This is a genomic window from Bartonella sp. TT29SHDZB (assembly GCF_042193395.1).
In the GTDB taxonomy this organism is placed as follows: domain Bacteria; phylum Pseudomonadota; class Alphaproteobacteria; order Rhizobiales; family Rhizobiaceae; genus Bartonella.
Genome location: NZ_JBHILQ010000001.1, coordinates 192,285 through 211,153, shown reverse-complemented (window position 1 = coordinate 211,153; position 18,869 = coordinate 192,285). Strand labels below are relative to the sequence as shown.

14 protein-coding genes are annotated in these 18,869 nt (G+C 36.7%); 7 read left to right on the top strand and 7 right to left on the bottom strand.

All coding sequences use genetic code 11. The features are described 5' to 3' along the window. Positions 1-31: 31 nt before the first annotated feature. Complete coding sequence (locus ACFIJJ_RS00810; protein ID WP_375622002.1) at positions 32-895, bottom strand: LOG family protein; 864 nt, start codon at positions 893-895, stop codon at positions 32-34. Positions 896-1,001: 106 nt separating this feature from the next. Between ACFIJJ_RS00810 and dapD the strand changes: the two genes are divergently transcribed. After that, the gene (gene dapD, locus ACFIJJ_RS00805; RefSeq protein ID WP_375614320.1) at positions 1,002-1,850 is read left to right on the top strand and encodes a 2,3,4,5-tetrahydropyridine-2,6-dicarboxylate N-succinyltransferase; all 849 of its coding nucleotides are present in this window, start codon (positions 1,002-1,004) and stop codon (positions 1,848-1,850) included. A gap of 578 nt (positions 1,851-2,428) precedes the next feature. Here dapD and lepA read toward each other — a convergent pair. From lepA to dnaK, 5 genes are all read right to left on the bottom strand, one after another. Beyond that, complete coding sequence (lepA, locus tag ACFIJJ_RS00800; protein ID WP_375645662.1) at positions 2,429-4,234, bottom strand: translation elongation factor 4; 1,806 nt, start codon at positions 4,232-4,234, stop codon at positions 2,429-2,431. A 1,448-nt stretch (positions 4,235-5,682) separates the two neighbouring features. Beyond that, complete coding sequence (locus tag ACFIJJ_RS00795; protein WP_375622004.1) at positions 5,683-6,597, bottom strand: DMT family transporter; 915 nt, start codon at positions 6,595-6,597, stop codon at positions 5,683-5,685. 32 nt (positions 6,598-6,629) lie between these two features. Next, on the bottom strand, positions 6,630-7,535 hold the full coding sequence (argB, locus tag ACFIJJ_RS00790) for an acetylglutamate kinase (protein WP_375622005.1): 906 nt from the start codon (positions 7,533-7,535) through the stop codon (positions 6,630-6,632). Between the two features lie 1,658 nt (positions 7,536-9,193). Further along, complete coding sequence (gene dnaJ, locus ACFIJJ_RS00785; protein WP_375622006.1) at positions 9,194-10,336, bottom strand: molecular chaperone DnaJ; 1,143 nt, start codon at positions 10,334-10,336, stop codon at positions 9,194-9,196. A gap of 158 nt (positions 10,337-10,494) precedes the next feature. Beyond that, positions 10,495-12,387 carry a molecular chaperone DnaK gene (dnaK, locus tag ACFIJJ_RS00780; RefSeq protein WP_375645661.1) on the bottom strand — a complete coding sequence of 631 codons (1,893 nt, stop codon included), beginning with the start codon at positions 12,385-12,387 and terminating at the stop codon, positions 10,495-10,497. A gap of 969 nt (positions 12,388-13,356) precedes the next feature. Here dnaK and ACFIJJ_RS00775 point away from each other — a divergent pair. Continuing rightward, a complete protein-coding gene (locus ACFIJJ_RS00775) occupies positions 13,357-13,911 on the top strand; it encodes a copper chaperone PCu(A)C (RefSeq protein ID WP_375622134.1) in 555 nt (184 codons plus the stop codon). Between the two features lie 105 nt (positions 13,912-14,016). On the opposite strand, the gene lysM is transcribed toward ACFIJJ_RS00775, so the two are convergent. Continuing rightward, a complete protein-coding gene (gene lysM / locus ACFIJJ_RS00770; RefSeq protein ID WP_375622008.1) occupies positions 14,017-14,472 on the bottom strand; it encodes a peptidoglycan-binding protein LysM in 456 nt (151 codons plus the stop codon). A 386-nt stretch (positions 14,473-14,858) separates the two neighbouring features. On the opposite strand from lysM, the gene ACFIJJ_RS00765 reads away from it, so the two are divergent. The 5 genes from ACFIJJ_RS00765 (at position 14,859) to ACFIJJ_RS00745 (ending at position 18,739) form a co-directional block, all read left to right on the top strand. Beyond that, positions 14,859-15,581: a response regulator transcription factor gene (locus ACFIJJ_RS00765; protein WP_375622009.1), complete on the top strand. Its 723-nt coding sequence runs from the start codon at positions 14,859-14,861 to the stop codon at positions 15,579-15,581. Between the two features lie 39 nt (positions 15,582-15,620). Next, complete coding sequence (locus ACFIJJ_RS00760; RefSeq protein WP_375622010.1) at positions 15,621-17,405, top strand: stimulus-sensing domain-containing protein; 1,785 nt, start codon at positions 15,621-15,623, stop codon at positions 17,403-17,405. A 23-nt stretch (positions 17,406-17,428) separates the two neighbouring features. Beyond that, positions 17,429-17,893, top strand: a complete 465-nt coding sequence (locus tag ACFIJJ_RS00755; RefSeq protein WP_273722417.1) for an HPr kinase/phosphatase C-terminal domain-containing protein — start codon at positions 17,429-17,431, stop codon at positions 17,891-17,893. Between the two features lie 136 nt (positions 17,894-18,029). Continuing rightward, positions 18,030-18,428, top strand: coding sequence for a PTS sugar transporter subunit IIA (locus ACFIJJ_RS00750; RefSeq protein WP_273722416.1), 399 nt, complete (start codon positions 18,030-18,032; stop codon positions 18,426-18,428). A 17-nt stretch (positions 18,429-18,445) separates the two neighbouring features. Then, positions 18,446-18,739 carry an HPr family phosphocarrier protein gene (locus ACFIJJ_RS00745; RefSeq protein ID WP_375622011.1) on the top strand — a complete coding sequence of 98 codons (294 nt, stop codon included), beginning with the start codon at positions 18,446-18,448 and terminating at the stop codon, positions 18,737-18,739. The last annotated feature ends 130 nt before the right edge of the window (positions 18,740-18,869 follow it).

Sequence of the window (18,869 nt, the reverse complement as noted above, 5' to 3'; positions counted from 1 at the left end):
TTATCCTTCAAGAGTTAACGCCTCAAAACTGTTAAGGCAGCTTATAAAAAGAACGAATTTCTTCAAACGCTTCTGCTGCTGTATTGACAAATTTCATAAAATTAACATCACTGGGAGAGATCGTACCTTGTGCAGACAAATACTCAAAGTTGATAGCATTGCTCCAAAATTCTTTGCCAAACAATAAAATTGGTACCTGTTTCATACGCTCCGTCTGTATTAAAGTTAACGTTTCAAACAGTTCATCCAGAGTCCCAAATCCTCCAGGAAAAATGGCTAATGCTTTCGCCCGTAATAAAAAATGCATTTTTCGTATCCCCAAATAGTGAAAATTAAAACACAAATGCGGCGAAACATACGAATTAGGCTCTTGCTCATGTGGTAAAATAATATTCAAGCCAATTGTTGGAGCACCAACATCACAAGCACCACGATTTCCCGCCTCCATGATCCCTGGTCCGCCCCCTGTAATAACTACAAATTCACGATATTGTGTCGTAGCAGAATAGAGTGAGCACAAACGTGCAAACTCTCTTGCTTCATCGTAATAATATGACATAGCACGCAAATTTTTCTTTTGTGTTTCATTCTTTGCAGCCCACGCTGCTTGCCCAGGTTCAGGAATACGCGCACCACCAAACAAAACAACTGTTGATTGAATATTATATTCTTTAAGGGTTATTTCCGGCTTTAAAAATTCAAGACTAATACGTTGTGAGCGCAACTCTGGACGCATCATAAACTCTTGATCGATATAGGCTAAACGATAAGTAGACGAACGCACCTGTACTGAATTAGAGACTTTATGGATTTGTTGTAGCGTATCCTTCGCATGGAGAAGTGGTGTCCAGTTTTCTTGCTCCCTTTTTCTTTTTTCTTTACAGCCTTTTTTCATGCACCTGTCCTACTTCCTCATCGTTTTATTGACTGAAAACATTTCTTCGCGTAAGTCATAGAGAATAAATCTTGAAGCTTTCAACTTGTTTAACGGAACTATGTTCATGATCAATCTCACACAACTTGAAATCATTATCGAAAAAGCATTTGATGATCGTGATTCTATTGATACTACCACAAAAGGTGAAATTCGTGAGAGTGTCGAACACGCATTGAATCTTCTCGATAAAGGTGCAATTCGCGTCGCAGAACGACAAAAAAACGGACAATGGCATGTTCATCAATGGTTGAAAAAAGCTGTTTTGCTCTCTTTTCGGCTTAACCCTATGCAAATTATTGCCGGTGGTGTAAATGGAACACATTGGTGGGATAAAGTTCCTTCAAAATTCTCTGGTTGGCAAGAAGCAGATTTTAAAAGTGCTAATTTCCGTTCCGTTCCTGGAGCCATTGTGCGCCATTCTGCTTACATTGCACCAAACGTTATATTGATGCCATCCTTTGTCAATCTTGGTGCTTTTATTGATGAGGGCACAATGGTTGATACATGGACCACCGTTGGTTCTTGTGCACAAATTGGTAAACATGTCCATCTTTCTGGCGGTGTTGGTATTGGAGGTGTTTTAGAACCATTGCAAGCAAATCCAACCATCATTGAAGATCATTGCTTTATCGGTGCGCGCTCTGAAATTGTTGAAGGCTGTATTATCCGTGAAGGTGCTGTTTTGGGAATGGGAGTCTTTATTGGAAAATCAACAAAGATTATTGATCGTACAACAGGTGAAATTTTTATTGGTGAAGTACCAGCCTATTCAGTGGTTGTACCAGGTTCTCTCCCCGGAAAACCTTTACCAAATGGTGAAGCAGGCCCAAACCTTTATTGTGCTGTTATTGTAAAACGCGTTGATCAAAAAACACGAGAAAAAACATCTATTAATGATCTTTTACGTTCTTAGACACAAGATTAATGCATAATAATATTGCTTCGTTTTTTAACTTGAATAATAACCTCGAATACAAGGATTCTCTCATTTTAAATCCTTTCATAGTGAATCAATCACTATCATTTCCTTGCTCGTTACAAACACAGTTGGTGTGTGGGCAAAAAATACTTTAAGAAATAGAGTAAATACCTTTAATGAATTCTCTCAAGTGATAAGGACTGTCATAATATTTTGAGCTGAAAAAGAGTATAATGGGTGCGCTTTGCGCCTTTCTGACGCGTAAAGGCGGTAATGCCAAATGGATTTTATATCATTCACAGTGTATTTTACATTATATTTTGTTACAGTCCCCGTTGTGAAATGGAGTTTGATGTATTGAGAAATGTTTCTTTGAAACAAGTGCACAAATATGCAACACAAACGTATTTTGTTTAAAGCATTCTGTTTTACGTGAGCAACATGACACAATGAAAAACACTATACCCAAAAGTGTGAATATTGCGCAATTTCCATTAAAAAGCACTCTTGAACAACGGAACCAACCGACAAAAGCAAAACACAATCAATGAAGGAAAATACTCCTTTTTTCATTATTTGTTCATTTTGAGCGCTTGAATAAATGCCGATTGTGGAATTTCTACTTTTCCAAATTGGCGCATCCGCTTTTTGCCTTCTTTTTGCTTTTCCAAAAGTTTGCGCTTACGCGTAACATCACCCCCGTAACATTTCGCTGTTACATCTTTACGCAAAGCACGAATCGTTTCGCGCGCTATAACTTTACCACCAATAGCCGCTTGAACTGGAATCTGAAACATATGCTGAGGAATAAGATCTTTCAGTTTTTCGCACATTGAACGCCCGCGCTTTTCTGCAATCGTGCGGTGAACAAGCATCGATAATGCATCAATAGGCTCTCCATTCACCAAAATAGACATTTTAACTAAATCACCTTCTGCATAATCTGTCATTTGATAATCAAAAGAAGCATAACCCTTGGAGATTGATTTTAGCCGATCATAAAAATCAAAAACAACTTCATTCAGTGGTAAATCATACGTTACCATAGCACGGGTTCCAACATAGGATAACCCAACCTGTACCCCGCGCCGCTCTTGGCATAGCTCTAAAATTGACCCAAGATAATTATCAGGAGTCATGATTGTCGCCCGAATCCATGGTTCTTCTATGGAAGAAATTTTAACCACATCAGGCATATCCGCTGGATTATGTAACTCTTTAACAGAACCATCATTCATATTCATGCGATAAACAACTGAAGGTGCTGTCGCAATTAAATCCAAATTAAACTCACGCTCTAATCGCTCTTGAATAATTTCAAGATGCAGAAGTCCTAAAAAGCCACAGCGAAAACCAAACCCCAAAGCCGCAGATGTTTCCATTTCAAAAGAAAAACTCGCATCATTTAAGCGTAATTTGCCCATGGCTGCACGCAAATCATCAAAATCAGCAGCATCAATTGGAAAAAACCCACAAAAAACAACCGGTTGCGCAGGCTTAAAACCAGGTAAAGCATTTTCACAAGGACGGCGCTCTTCAGTAATCGTATCCCCAACCCGTGTATCTGCTACCTCTTTGATAGAAGCAGTGATAAAACCAATCTCGCCTGGTCCTAACTCATCAACCTGTACCATTTTAGGTGTAAAAACCCCAACGCGCTCAACTGGATATTTTGCACCTGTACCCATCATACGAATGGTTTGGCCTTTTTTTAAAATACCATCTATCACCCGTACCAAAACAATGACACCAAGATATGCATCATACCAGCTATCAACCAGCATTGCTTTCAAGGGATTTGCAACATCGCCTGTACGTGGAGGTGGTAATTGTGCAACAATTGCCTCCAAAACATCAGGAACACCCAAACCTGTTTTTGCTGATATTTCTACTGCTTGAGATGTATCAATGCCTATCACATCTTCAATTTGTTCTTTAACTCGCTCAGGTTCTGCTGCTGGAAGATCAACCTTATTGAGAACAACAACCAACTCATGGGAATTATCAATGGCTTGATAAACATTTGCTAACGTCTGCGCCTCTACACCCTGGCTTGCATCCACCACCAAAAGAGAGCCTTCACAAGCTGCCAGTGAACGCGAAACCTCATAAGCAAAATCCACATGACCAGGTGTATCCATAAGATTTAAAATATAGGTCTCACCATTCTTGGCTTTATAGCGTAAACGTACCGTTTGTGCTTTAATAGTAATTCCACGTTCACGCTCAATATCCATGGAATCGAGTACTTGTTCTTTCATCTCACGTGTATCAAGCCCACCTGTTATTTGAATCAAACGATCAGCTAAAGTGGATTTGCCGTGATCAATATGCGCCACGATGGAAAAATTACGAATATAATTACGATCTACTGTCATATAAGGCGATTTAGCAAAGAATAATACAAAACGCAAAGACCAATTATGCTCTAGCTCCTTACAAAAGAATATAAACCAAAAAAGCTTCTCAAAACACAACTTCTCATAGCCTAAACAATAAGGCTTTTGTTTGCGAAATTAAATACAAAAGGTCCTAAAATGATCTTTTCACATCTTGTTTGATGACTCATATGCTGTAATAAGCCAGTACCATCACATACTTTGCTAATCTCCAATATTGCGACGATCCTTTACACTTGAAAAAGTTTATCAGAGATATACTTTTCTTGCACAGTCTTTACCCACATGCCCCCCACTCATTCACTTGTGACGTGTAAGCAAGTGATTTGGATTGATTTAACATGAAAATGATTTGACGTGAGAAAGTTTTACAGTATTCAAGGTTCTAATTCAATGTAAATAATGCTATATTATCATTATAAATCAATGTATTATCATATTTATATGATAGGCGTATATATCACTTAGGATTGCAATAAAATTCGTAAGAAATGCTTTTTTATTTGTACGCAATAATCTGCTTTTTTAGCAATCTTATATAAAATAACATGAATATCGAGAGAGTTTCTTCTCAATTTTTAAAACTTTAGAAATATGCTCTATTGAGTGATGTTTTATATACTTTTTATACAACTCCTTCCTTCCTCCATTCAATATAAAACACACCAATCCTCTTCGATTCATTGGATAACGCATTGATTTATAATGATCGTTTATTGTTTTGCAATTTAAATTAAAGCTCTGAATATCGCGAGCTTCTCTCATTTTAAATCTTCTCATAATGAATCAATAAATTTTTTGCTCCCCCATTATAAAACAGAGCTAGTGTATGGATAAAAACGTTTAAGAAATGAGTAAAAATACCTCTCTCTTTCAAATGCCAAAAGCTATCGTAATATTGAGAACAGATAAAGAAAATGCTCGTGCCTTTTATTTTAAGTAAAATGATGATGCTCTGTGATTTTTCTATACTTCATGCAAACCGTCAATGAATATAATGTATATTGAGAAAATTATCTTTAAAAAAACGCTTTAATGTACAACGTTATGGGGATACTTTGGGCGTTCTATTTTGCGTGAGAAGCGTAACTCTATTAAAGGACAAAAGAAATAACGTGCGACAGTGCGTAATTTTCATTATTCAAAAACATTACCGTAGATGTTTTTGAAAGTTGTTAAAGCCGAATTTAAAGATGAGCGTTAATTTTTACCTTTATATCACCTCATGCTTTGGCTCAATGAAGGTTGTCTGCTCGGTTCAGAAATCAGACAAACAGATAGAAGCATACTATTTCTCCAATTTGGTATGCAAAAGCTGGAATAACTTATAGAACTTCTTAATCATCTGAATATTAAAAAAGCTCCAAAAATGAAAACTCTATAAGCAAAAAGCTCATGCAATAAAATCACAATAAAAAAATGTATAGCTAATCAATTTTTTTAATTGCTTTATTTTTTTTACGCCATTGTGAAGGTTGTAATTCAGCCACAATGATTCCAATCAGAATAAGCAAACCGCCCAATAAAGCTAAGGGAGATAAATGTTCTCCAGCCAAACGCCCAACAATACCAGCCCATACCGGTTCACCTGCGTAAATGAGTGTCGCACGCGTAGGGGAAATAGACTTTTGTGCCCAATTCATAGCTAATTGAATGATGGCACTCATTAATGCCAATCCTATACCAATATTAAACCAAACCCACGAAAATTCAGGAATGCTTTCTCCCATCAAAGGCATACAAGCAAATGAAAAAAAACCACTAAAAAATAACTGAATAATGGTCACACGCCGACTATCAACCTTGTTCGCAAAAATTCCGATGAGTATAACTTCTGCTGCAATCGCTAAAGCGCCTAACAAAGTTAAAATTTCGCCTTTTGAAAAATCAAAATTTCCCGGCTTTTGTCCTGAAATAAATACAAGCCCAATAAAAGCGAAAATAATGCCAATCCAACAAGCTAAACGGGGAGGTTTTTTAAAAGCAATCCATTGCAAAATTGGAACCATAGGTACATAAAGCGCTGTGATAAAAGCCGACTGACTACTAATAATCGTTTGAAGTCCAGCTGCTTGAAAAGCATAACCCAAAAACATGGCTAAACCAATCGCCATCCCAGCGAAAACTTCATAAACAGTTATCCCTTTTATAGAGCGCCAAAAAACTACCCCACATATAAGAGATGCAACAATAAAACGAAATCCAACAAAAAACAGAGGACCGCTATAGCGTACCGCAATGTGAATGACTAAAAATGTAATGCCCCACAATATTGTCGCAGTAAATATTGCCAATTCTGGCTTACTTAATAAAGGATATTTAAACTGTTTTAGACTCACCATGAAAAACTTTCTCTTCCAATTTTCCTCACAATTTATGAAACAATAAGCGTTCCAACTCCCTGTTCGGTAAACAGCTCTAGTAAAACAGAATGAGGAGTTTTACCATTTAAAATGACAACACCTTCCACGCCATTTTGAAGGGCTTTTATACAAGTCTCTACTTTTGGAATCATCCCTCCTGAAATTGTCCCATTTTTAATAAATTTCTCAGCTTCAGAAACTGTCAATTCTTTTAAAAGTTTACCCTGTTTATCCAAAACACCAGGAACATCAGTGAGAAATAAAAGGCGTTTAGCCTCTAATGCACCAGCAATAGCTCCAGCAAAAATATCAGCATTAATATTATAAGTTTTACCATCGCGTCCTGGAGCTACAGGAGCAAGAACCGGTATCATTTCAGAACATGCTAAAAGATCTAGCAATGTGCGGTCAACTTCAACAGGCTCACCAACAAACCCCAAATCTAAAACACGTTCAATATGCGAATCAGGATCAATAACAGTTTTATAAGCCTTTTCGGCAAAAACCATATTGCCATCCTTGCCGCATAATCCTATTGCCCATTCACCCTCAGCATTGATGAGAGCAACAATTTCTTTATTTATGGAACCCGCTAAAACCATTTCAACCACTTCAACGATCCGCTCATCGGTTACCCGTAATCCGTTTTCAAATCGTGATTCAATCCCCATTTTCATTAAAATTTTAGCAATTTGAGGCCCACCACCATGAACAACAACAGGATTAATCCCCGATTGCTTTAATAGAGCAATATCACGCGCAAATGCTCGTCCCAAAGCAGGATCACCCATAGCATGGCCGCCATATTTTACCACGACCGTTTCATTTTCATATTTTTGCATATAAGGTAAAGCAGACGATAAAAATGCTGCTTGTTTTTCCAAAACATCTACATCATCGTTTTTAGCATCATCCATCAATAGAGCCCTCCTCATCACTTTTTACCATCTCTTAATGAAATTTAGGAAAAGTGAAAACAATAAAACCAAGCTTTACTCTATCCATCCCCCTGAAAATCGTCAATTTTCTTTTAATTTACGAAGATGAAACACAAAAAACGTCCTTTAAAAATTGACAGCAAAAAATTAAACAAAATAGGCGTAAAAAAACGTCATTATTTTATGATCTTATATATAAAATTGAAAAGCAAATTTTTTAAGCTACGCTGTATATTTAACTCATTAGTTTATCCCTATGGATACTTAACAATGAATAAGAATATATACAACCATTGATTTTGTAAGATAAAAATAAAGTTTCTTATAATAATAAAATTAACATATTACCAAGCTAAGAAATCGCTCAACCACTTTATAGTTTATCTCAATAAACTATAACTTTGGTTTTAAAAATTTGACTTTTTTCAATCATTAAACATGAAAAAATATCAACTGAACGCTCCTTATGAAGAATCATAATAATTTATCTTTTTATATCGTAAAATCGAAAAAAGGCTTTGCAAAATTATCATATATTGTGATTTTATTGCGATAGCTCTTCAGAAGCATCTTTGTAAAAGCATTTAATTGTTTAGATTACTCTCTTCGTAAGATTTGATAAAATTTCTCATTTTCATGATCTGTCAATAATTTTTTCTTTCTGCATAGCGATACATACTTGAATTATTCAATGTTTTTTAGAATTTTTTAATTCTATTAATGTATTGTTTTAATTGTATTATTTTATGAAATATCACTCATCAATTTCAATAATATATCGTGCTATTTTCTAAGCATATTGTGCTATTTTTATTGTATTTATTTTTTCTTTTCTAAAGTACCTCCCCCTTTCTCACCACCAAATTTTTATCATGCCAATAAATTCAACTAGGTGAATCCCATGAAATCTGTTTCTCCAAAAGAGAGATGCATCAAGCATCTCAAGACATATTTTGTTATGTCTTCTTTAGTATTCAACATGCATTATCCTATTTCATAATTTCTTTGGAACAAAATAAATCTGATTATAGCGTTTTTTTTATCTGAAAGAAGTATTTTTGACATCAGAAATACAAAACTAAATCCGCATTTAAAAAGACATGATTACTGCTAAAAGCTGAGATGGGCATGTAAAAGCTATTCCGAATAAAATAACCCTTATTTTAAAGGAAGCAGTGATTAAAACTATGAAAAATGCCAAAAATAAAATCGGTTATAAGAAGTTGATACTTTATTTGAAATAAGATGGTTTGCCTAACAGCTTATTTAGCGTTTCTTGGCAAGCTTCTACCTATTTTACAGTTTTGTTATAGGGCCTTTAAAAAGAAATTTTGAGTAAAAAAATAAATACAAAAAATACTGAATGCATAAAGGCGTTTATCATGACACTAGCAATATTTATTATCAATCACTCAATTGCGTTCTTATATGGATAAGCCCTTTTTAAAATGTCATAGACATTCAAAAATAAGACTTATCCATAAAACACATGAAATATAAAAACTATCAGCAACAGGAGTTTATCCTAAATTAGCTGTCTCTCTCTTTTCTTTTTAAAGATTATGAGACAATAGAAAGCTTAATGAAAATAACTTTCCCACAGTTCTCTCTAATTATTTTGAGAATATTCACATATTTTAACCAGAAAGATTTTCAAAAAATTCTTTCATACGTGAAAAAAAACCATGTGATTGCGGTGAATTCTCATGATTTGAGAGCTTTTCAAATTTTTGCAACAATTCACGTTGTTCTTGCGTTAATTTCTGCGGTGTCTCAATCGTGATATGGATGTAAAGATCACCCCTTGCTTGCTGACGGCGCAACATGGGCATACCTTTGCCTTTAAGGCGGAATTGACATCCATTTTGTGTCCCTTCTGGAATCTTAACGCGTGCTTTAACACCATCAAGGTCAGAAACTTCAAACTCTCCTCCTAAAGCAGCTGTTACCATTGAAATAGGAACGCGACAGTGAAGATCTGCTCCTTCTCGCTGAAAAAACTCATGCGGTTTAATGGAAAGGAAAATATAAAGATCACCATTGGGACCACCACGAAGACCAGCATCACCCTCACCAGAAAGGCGAATACGCGTTCCATCTTCAATACCAGCTGGAACATTTACGCTCAATGAACGTTTTTTCTCTATACGCCGTGTTCCCTGACACTTGGGGCATGGATCCGTAATAGTTTCACCACGTCCATGACATGAAGGACATGTTCGCTCAATAGAAAAGAAACCTTGTGCTGCACGCACACGACCAGAGCCATGACATGTTCCACAAACTTGCGGCTTAGAGCCTTTTCTCGCCCCTGATCCTTCACAAACATCACACGTGACGGAACTGGGAATATTAATTTCTGCAGTTTTTCCTGAAAATGCCTCTTCTAAAGTCACTTCCATATTATAACTCAAATCTGCACCACGTTCGCGACTATCACCACGCTTACGGTGTGTCCCTCCCATAATCTCACCAAAAAAGTCTTCGAAAATATCCGCAAATCCACCACCAGCAGCAAAACCGCTAAAGGGATTTGCTCCCCCTTGACCACCACTATTTTCAAAGGCCGCATGGCCAAACCGGTCATAAGCAGCACGCTTCTGGGGGTCTTTAAGAACTTCATAGGCTTCGCCAATTTCTTTGAATTTTCGCTCTGCCTCTTTATCCCCCGCGTTTCGATCAGGATGATATTGCATTGCCAACTTACGAAAAGCAGATTTCAACTTTTTATCATCGCATTCACGAGTCACGCCAAGAATTTCATAATAGTCAACCTTCATCATGTATTCCTGATAGTTTTTCTGTCATCCATCTTTATGGATAATATTGCTTTTAATTTATATTTTTAGCAACAAAGTTGCAACTTATCTCAAATAATAAAGCCCAGCCTTATATTTCAAAGGCCGGGTTTATAAATTAATCAACACATATGCTGACACTATTTCTTCTTATCATTAACTTCTTCAAAATCAGCATCGACAACATCATCATTCTTTGTCTCTGTTTCAGTATCAGCGCTCGCTGCTTGTGAGGCTTCGTACATAGCCTGTCCAAGCTTCATACTGACTTCTGCTAATTTTTGCATCTTTGTTGTTACTTCTTCCGTATCACTTCCTTCAAGCGCAGATTTCAAATCAGATATTGCTGTTTCAATCTGTCCCTTTTCTTCAGCTGATACTTTATCGCCATATTCATTGAGCGATTTTTCAGTTGAATGAATAAGAGCCTCCGCTTGATTTCTAGCTTCAACACCTTCACGGCGTTTTTTATCCTCAGCCGCATGCTCTTCTGCATCCTTTACCATTTTTTCAATATCAGCATCACTTAAACCACCTGATGCCTGAATACGAATTTGATGCTCTTTCCCTGTTCCCTTATCTTTGGCCGAAACATTAACAATACCATTCGCATCGATATCAAAAGTAACTTCAATTTGAGGTATACCACGTGGTGCTGGAGGAATACCAACAAGATCAAATTGAGCCAATAACTTATTATCACTTGCCATTTCCCGTTCACCTTGGAAAACACGAATCGTCACAGCACTCTGATTATCATCAGCTGTCGAAAAAACTTGCGATTTTTTTGTTGGGATAGTGGTATTGCGCTCAATAAGGCGTGTGAAAACCCCACCCAAGGTTTCAATACCCAAAGATAAAGGCGTTACATCTAGCAACAACACGTCTTTTACATCGCCTTGCAATACACCTCCTTGGATGGCAGCACCCATTGCGACCACTTCATCAGGATTAACACCTTTGTGGGGATCCTTACCAAAGAAGCTCTGCACGACTTGCTGAATCTTGGGCATACGTGTCATACCACCTACTAAAACAACTTCGTCAATTTCACCAGCCTTTAATCCAGCATCTTTCAACGCAGCTTTACAAGGCTCGATGGTACGCTGCACTAAATCATCAACGAGAGATTCAAATTTTGCCCGAGTCAATTTCATTGTTAAGTGCTTGGGACCTGATTGATCTGCCGTGATAAATGGTAAATTGATTTCTGTTTGCTGTGACGAAGAAAGCTCAATCTTTGCTTTTTCTGCCGCTTCTTTTAAGCGCTGTAAAGCTAATTTATCATTTTTCAGATCAATTCCTTGCTCTTTTTTGAATTCATCTGCAAAATAACCAACTAGGCGCATATCAAAGTCTTCACCCCCTAAAAACGTATCCCCATTGGTTGATTTAACTTCAAAAACGCCATCTCCAATTTCAAGGACTGAAATATCAAATGTACCACCACCAAGGTCGTAAACAGCTATTGTCTTTCCGTCTTTTTTGTCCAAACCATAAGCTAAAGCAGCAGCAGTTGGCTCATTAATAATCCTTAAAACTTCAAGTCCAGCAATTTTACCCGCGTCTTTCGTAGCTTGACGTTGTGCATCATTAAAATAAGCAGGAACCGTAATAACCGCTTGTTCAACTTTTTCACCAAGATAAGATTCTGCTGTTTCCTTCATCTTTTGCAAAATCATAGCTGAAATTTGTGATGGAGAATATTTCTTACCCGCTTCTTCAACCCATGCATCACCATTGTCACCTTTAACAATTTTATAAGGAACAAGTGCTTTATCTTTTTCAACCATAGGGTCATCAAAACGGCGCCCTATCAAACGTTTAACTGCAAAAACTGTCCCTTCAGGATTTGTCACCGCCTGCCGTTTAGCAGGCTGCCCAACAAGCCGCTCCCCCCCATCAGTAAAGGCAACAACCGAAGGTGTTGTTCGCGCTCCTTCTGAGTTTTCAATAACTTTTGCGTTTTTGCCATCCATAACAGCCACACAAGAGTTCGTTGTCCCCAAATCAATACCAATTACTTTTGCCATATTATAATCTCCATTCAGCAAGCTACCTCAACCTTCATAAAGCATCTTTTTAAGATAGCTCCTCATAACACCTAAAGCCCGTATATTGCTTCAAGCAACATAAATAAATAATAAACTGCAAGTCGCAACAAGCCTTGCTGCCTCGTATATAAGAACAGGCTTTTATTGCTACAAGAGAATAATGAGAGAAACATCTCCAAAATAAAAAATTTATTTTAAAATAGGCACTCTAATGACCCATAAATACCATATTTATGAGAGACTTGAGATCATAATATATTTTTCTTGTAATTCTCAACAAATATATTTTTCTATAAAAATTAAAAAAATAAAAAGAGTGATTGCACTCTCGCTCTTGATCTTCTCATCATTGATAAAATCATACTTCCATAAAAGCTTTTTAAAAGGCGAATAATTTATATCACGAATATTATAAATTTTCCTTGGACTAACATAGTCATCATATCTAATGCTCACATCCGTAAAGGCATTATCTATCGATCTCCTTTCAAAAATTCTCTTTCTAACGGTCTCATTGTTTGCGGCTATTTGAAAGCTGTGCTTTAAACTCACCTAAAGCGTTTTTTCTTAACTGTATAATTTTGAACTTTAAAAATATATAAAAACGCCTCTGTATAAACGCTTTAAAACGCCAAAAGCTGTCATAATATTAAAATTGGTAAAGTGGTTGATGATTGTTTTGTATTATATCTTCATTAAGTAAAATAGTGATGCATCATAGATTTTATACCATTTACAAATACTATTTATGAGATGAACACGGAAGCATTGAGAGGTGTGTTGTCATTGTAAACCTTACTGTCTTCTTTTAAAATCCAAGAATTCTATGATTTTTATTCTCATATTCAAATCAATTTCATTTTAGCATTTCTTTCTTTTATTTTAAACAAAAGCTCTGCTAAAATAAAAAATATTCAAAGTGTGAATCTTATGAAGGAGGGTAAATCAATGATGATATCTATTATTAAGAAAATAACAAATCTCATCTTTAAGAATATAATACATACACAATATCCATACAATAAGGTTATCATAAATATCGTGTGTGCTCTTCTCTTTGCTGGTATAACCCTGCCTGCAAGTGCTCAGCAATATAAACTTGGCGACATAGAAATTCTCAATCCTTGGACACGCGAAACACCTAGAGGTATAAGAGTTGGTAGCGGTTATCTCTACATTATTAATCACAGTAATACCCCAGACCGTTTGGTTGCTATTTCCACAAACGGAGTAAAAACAACAGAGATACACTCTATGGCTGTCGTTAATGATATTATGAAAATGGAAAAAATGCACAATGGCATTGAAATTCCTGGAAATGGAGAAATCACGCTTAAGCCTGGCGGTGATCATATTATGTTTATGGGGATTTCAAAACCATTCAAGTTAGGTGATAAAATTAGCGCAAAATTGACATTTGAGAAAGCAGGAACCATTGATGTTGATTTCTCTGTAAACGCTATGAAAGCACCATCACCTTCTAAATCCTCTCTTGTTCACTAAGCTCCTTTTATTATAAATACACACTTTATAAGAAGCGTGAAATTTTTTTACGCTTCTTTATTTTTTGTTTAATGCCATCAGTAAAAAATTATCCCCTTTGATGAATTAACTATGGTCAATTTCAGGAATACGTAAAACTTGTCCAGGATAAATTTTATCGGGAGATTTTAGCATTGGCTTATTGGCTTCAAAAATAAATGTGTTTTTATTACCTTGCCCTTTTCCATAAACCTCTTCAGCAATCTTCCAAAGATTATCACCCGATTTAACCTCATAAAAGCGAGAAGTTTTTCTAGGCGTTGTATCTATGACCTTTAATTGATCAACATCTACAGAAGAGATACCTTGTGTATTGCCAACAACCAGCAGTGCTTTTTCAAGTGTTTCCCTGTCTGGAACTTCACCGCTTAAAATAGCTTTACCGTCTTCAACTTGAATATTTACTTTTTCTGTACCGAGTTGAAAATGATCAAATGCTCTTTTAAAATCCTTTTCTTTTGGTTCATGGTCCCCAATACCTAACTTTTCCCCTACAGTTTTAATAAAATTAAAAAATCCCATTACGACCTCCTTTCGTGTAGCAGAAACAAATTTTTGTGCATATATTGCCACATTCTTTTCTTTGCTCTTAAAACACATAGGCAGATTTTCTAAACTTCAACAATCAAAACTATACCTGTTCAATTATGGAACAAGGACAATAATAAACTTTGTAATAAACCTTGATAAAAAAAGCCTTTATGAAAATTTTCTCTCAAATGAAGGGATCTTAATCGACGTAGAAACATTATAAATTATGAAAGCAAAACAAGATTTTACAGTAATGACAAAAGGTTTTTTACTTTGCTACAATTTGTATCATATTTGTTTTGCAAAAAAAATATGAACTCCCATATAAATAAGTGTGGGTAATTTGCTACCACAGCAATAGAAAGGTCTAAGAAACCATGAAAGATACACCAACAATCACGCAAACGATTGTACTTGTTGATGATGATCGCAATATTTTGACATCTTTGTCTTTTGCGCTTGAGACAGAAGGATATCGGGTTGAAAGCTATACAGATGGAGCATCTGCACTCAAGGGTCTCACACTTCACCCTCCACACTTAGCTATTTTTGATATTAAAATGCCCAGAATGGATGGGATGGAACTCTTGCGTCGTTTGCGTCAAAAATCTGATCTTCCAGTTATTTTTCTTACCTCTAAAGATGATGAAATTGATGAATTATTTGGTCTCAAAATGGGAGCTGATGATTTTATTACGAAACCTTTCTCCCAACGTCTTCTTATTGAACGCGTGAAAGCTATTTTACGCCGTTCTAATGCACGTAACCAACCGCTTGCTACAGGAACTTCTTCCACCTCTTCTCTCAAACGTGGAGATCTTGTGATGGATCAAGAACGCCACACCTGTACATGGAAAGATAAACCTGTTATTTTAACCGTTACGGAATTTTTGATTCTGCAAACCTTAGCACAAAGACCAGGAGTTGTAAAAAGTCGTGATGCTTTAATGGATGCTGCTTATAGTGATCAAGTCTACGTAGATGATCGCACCATTGATAGTCACATTAAACGTCTGCGTAAAAAGTTTAAACAAGTGGATGATGATTTTGCAATGATTGAAACACTTTATGGTGTAGGTTATCGTTTCCACGAGGTATAAAACTATTTTGTCGCAAAAATTTGAACGGCAATCAAATCGATGACAGACAATTCTCAACTGGAAACTTTACAAAAAACAACCGTTAATGGTACATCCTCAACGCCATTTCTTATGTTTGCTCGTTTGCATCTTCGAACACAACGTCTCTTTAGACAATTGCTTTTTTCCAGCCTTACACGTCGCATTGTTATATTAAACATTGCTGCTCTTGCCGTTTTAGTTACAGGAATTTTATACCTTAACCAATTTCGCGATGGTTTAATTGAAGCAAAAATTAAAAGTTTATGTACCCAAGGAAAAATTATTGCTGGGGCTATTGCTGCTTCTGCAACAGTAGATACAAATTCTATCCTCATTGACCCCCAAAAACTCTTAGAGTTACAGACTGGTGAAAGCGTTACACCCGCCCCTCAATCAACCGATTCTTGGGATTTTCCTATTAACCCTGAGCAAGTTGCCCCTCTTTTACGGCGTCTTATTACACCTAAAACAACAAGAGCACGTATCTATGATCGTGATGCTACTCTCCTTCTTGATTCGCGCGTTCTTTATTCTAGTGGAGAAGTTTTTAGTTATGATTTACCCCCACTTAAAACAGAACAAAACATGTGGGATCGCCTTACTTCATGGTATTCAAGCGCATTTTATGGCAAAGGTATTGCTCTTGACAGAGAACAAACAAAAACCAGTGGTATTGCTTATCCAGAAGTGTACCGCGCATTAAACGGATCTCTTGCTACGGCTAAAAGACGCAACAGACAAGGGCAATTAATTGTTTCTGTTGCCGTTCCTGTTCAACGCTATCGCGCAGTGGTTGGAGCTCTTCTTCTTTCAACCACGGGTTCCGATATTGATAACATTGTAAAGGGAGAAAGACTGGTTATCTTTAAAGTTTTTGCCGTTGTAGGTAGCGTACTTTTGGTTCTTTCTCTCTTTTTGGCCCATACGATTGCCCATCCATTAAGTAAATTATCTGCCTCGGCTAATCGAGTGCGTAATGGCAATAATCAGCGTGTAGAAATTCCTGATTTTTCAATGCGTGAAGATGAAATTGGTCACCTTTCAACTTCTATTCGTGATATGACCAACGCCCTTTATATGCGTATTGAAGCCATTGAACGCTTTGCTGCGGATGTAAGCCACGAATTAAAAAATCCTCTCACCTCTCTACGCAGTGCTGTTGAAACGCTCCCTCTGGCTAAAAATGAAGAAGCACAAGAGAAATTGCTGGAAATCATTCAACATGATGTGCGCCGCCTTGATCGGTTGATTACAGATATTTCTGATGCATCGCGGCTCGATGCAGAGCTTGCACGAGAAACCGCAGAGATTGTTGATATGACACCGCTTTTGGAAAGTCTTGTTCATGCTGTTCAGGAAGTGTATCGTAATACGCAAACCATTGATATAAGCCTTAATATTGTCCCACGTCCTCATGGAAAAGCCTATCTTGTATTGGGACATGAACTCCGTTTAGGGCAAGTGATTTCAAATCTTCTTGAAAATGCGCGCTCTTTTATTCCTTGGAATCGTGGCAAAATTTGCATTACTATGAAAAGTCATGCTTCAACCCTTATTTTAACCATTGAAGATAATGGCCCAGGTATTCGTTCAGAAAATATTGAACGCATTTTTGAACGTTTTTACACAGATCGACCAAATGAAGATGCTTTTGGGCAAAACTCTGGACTTGGCCTTTCTATTAGTCGGCAAATCATCGAAGCTCATAATGGGACAATTACAGCCGAAAATATTATTGATCCTACACTTGGGAAGTGTAAAACTGGTGCACGTTTTACTATTATGCTTCCGCTTGCTAAATAAATCTTTTATCCAAAGTAAAAGACATGAAAACAAAATGTGAAATACTCCACGCAAATTGCCTTCAACTAGGCGGCAAGGGGCTGTTAATTATAGGTCCATCGGGTTCAGGAAAATCAACCCTCACCCTTTCTTTGCTTGACCGCGCTGAGTGGTCAAAACGTGAAGCGAAGCTTATCAGTGATGATTATACAATGTTGCGTGCGGAAAATGGAAAGCTTCACGGATACACTCCTGATAATTTAGAGGGCGGCATCGAGATTCGTGGCGTTGGTCTTTATATGATAGAATTTGAAAAGCACACAACTATCGATTGTGTTATTTTTCTCGGTCCGGAATATGAACGTTTTTCCACAAATAAAACTTTTCAATTTGAAAATTTGCACATTCCTCTTTTAAAACTTCCCTCTCTTCGTGAAGCCGATTGTACTGCCATTTGTCAAGCTATTGAAGCATTTTTGTTTAGAAAAATATGGCAAAAATCTGTCTAATTTTTTTCTAAAGATAAAAAAATCACAATTTTTGCCTTTTTTTTGCAAATTTTTCTTGGCAGCAAGATAAAGCCTTGTACAATGTCTTTCCCACCAACTATGGTTGGGTCTTATTAGTTAACAGGAGTTTGCGTAAATGATTGGACTCGTGCTTGTAACGCACGGTGAGCTGGCTGTCGAATTTTTACATGCCGTGGAACATGTTGTTGGAGTACAAGAAAAGTTCGCAACAATATGCGTTTATCCCGATGACGATATAGATCAGCGCCGAGGTGATATTATAGCCGCAGTAACCGATACAGATACGGATCATGGCGTCATCATATTAACAGATGTGTTCGGTGGAACACCATCAAATATAGCTATTCCTGCTATTGAAAAAGGACGCGTTGAAATGATTGCCGGTGTTAATTTGCCCATGCTTATTAAACTGATTTCTATTCGCAAATGTCCTGATATTTCATTATCAGACGCGTTAAGAATAGCACAAGAAGCAGGGCGTAAATATATTAATGTACCAAGTATGACTTTATAGCGGATAATAAAATACCAATGTTTTCCAAAGATACCCTCCCATGTATAAGTCGTCATTTCAATATCTGTAATAAACGTGGGTTGCATGCACGTGCTTCTGCAAAATTTGTACAAACTGTTGACAATTTTAATGTTACTGTTGAAGTTGAAAAGGATGGAAAAATTGTTGGCGGATCATCAATTATGGGACTTATGATGCTAGCGGCTTCATCCGGTTGCAACCTCACCATTCGTGTTTCAGGACCAGAAGCAACAGATGCTCTTAATGCTCTTGAAAAGCTCATCAATAACAACTTTGGAGAGGACAACTAGTGCTTTTTCATCATAAAAAAGGATGATGATTCTTAGAAAATAGGAACTTTCTATCATTATTTTGAATTTTAATTTCTCTTCCCGCTTTTATACCAATATTCATATCCATTATAGATTGACATAATTATCA

What these genes read in the sequence shown, in the direction of transcription:
- ACFIJJ_RS00810 (WP_375622002.1), bottom strand. Translation starts at nt 895, where the DNA reads ATGAAAAAAGGCTGTAAAGAAAAAAGAAAAAGGGAGCAAGAAAACTGG.
- dapD (WP_375614320.1), top strand. Translation starts at nt 1,002, where the DNA reads ATGATCAATCTCACACAACTTGAAATCATTATCGAAAAAGCATTTGAT.
- lepA (WP_375645662.1), bottom strand. Translation starts at nt 4,234, where the DNA reads ATGACAGTAGATCGTAATTATATTCGTAATTTTTCCATCGTGGCGCAT.
- ACFIJJ_RS00795 (WP_375622004.1), bottom strand. Translation starts at nt 6,597, where the DNA reads ATGGTGAGTCTAAAACAGTTTAAATATCCTTTATTAAGTAAGCCAGAA.
- argB (WP_375622005.1), bottom strand. Translation starts at nt 7,535, where the DNA reads ATGGATGATGCTAAAAACGATGATGTAGATGTTTTGGAAAAACAAGCA.
- dnaJ (WP_375622006.1), bottom strand. Translation starts at nt 10,336, where the DNA reads ATGAAGGTTGACTATTATGAAATTCTTGGCGTGACTCGTGAATGCGAT.
- dnaK (WP_375645661.1), bottom strand. Translation starts at nt 12,387, where the DNA reads ATGGCAAAAGTAATTGGTATTGATTTGGGGACAACGAACTCTTGTGTG.
- ACFIJJ_RS00775 (WP_375622134.1), top strand. Translation starts at nt 13,357, where the DNA reads ATGATGATATCTATTATTAAGAAAATAACAAATCTCATCTTTAAGAAT.
- lysM (WP_375622008.1), bottom strand. Translation starts at nt 14,472, where the DNA reads ATGGGATTTTTTAATTTTATTAAAACTGTAGGGGAAAAGTTAGGTATT.
- ACFIJJ_RS00765 (WP_375622009.1), top strand. Translation starts at nt 14,859, where the DNA reads ATGAAAGATACACCAACAATCACGCAAACGATTGTACTTGTTGATGAT.
- ACFIJJ_RS00760 (WP_375622010.1), top strand. Translation starts at nt 15,621, where the DNA reads ATGACAGACAATTCTCAACTGGAAACTTTACAAAAAACAACCGTTAAT.
- ACFIJJ_RS00755 (WP_273722417.1), top strand. Translation starts at nt 17,429, where the DNA reads ATGAAAACAAAATGTGAAATACTCCACGCAAATTGCCTTCAACTAGGC.
- ACFIJJ_RS00750 (WP_273722416.1), top strand. Translation starts at nt 18,030, where the DNA reads ATGATTGGACTCGTGCTTGTAACGCACGGTGAGCTGGCTGTCGAATTT.
- ACFIJJ_RS00745 (WP_375622011.1), top strand. Translation starts at nt 18,446, where the DNA reads ATGTTTTCCAAAGATACCCTCCCATGTATAAGTCGTCATTTCAATATC.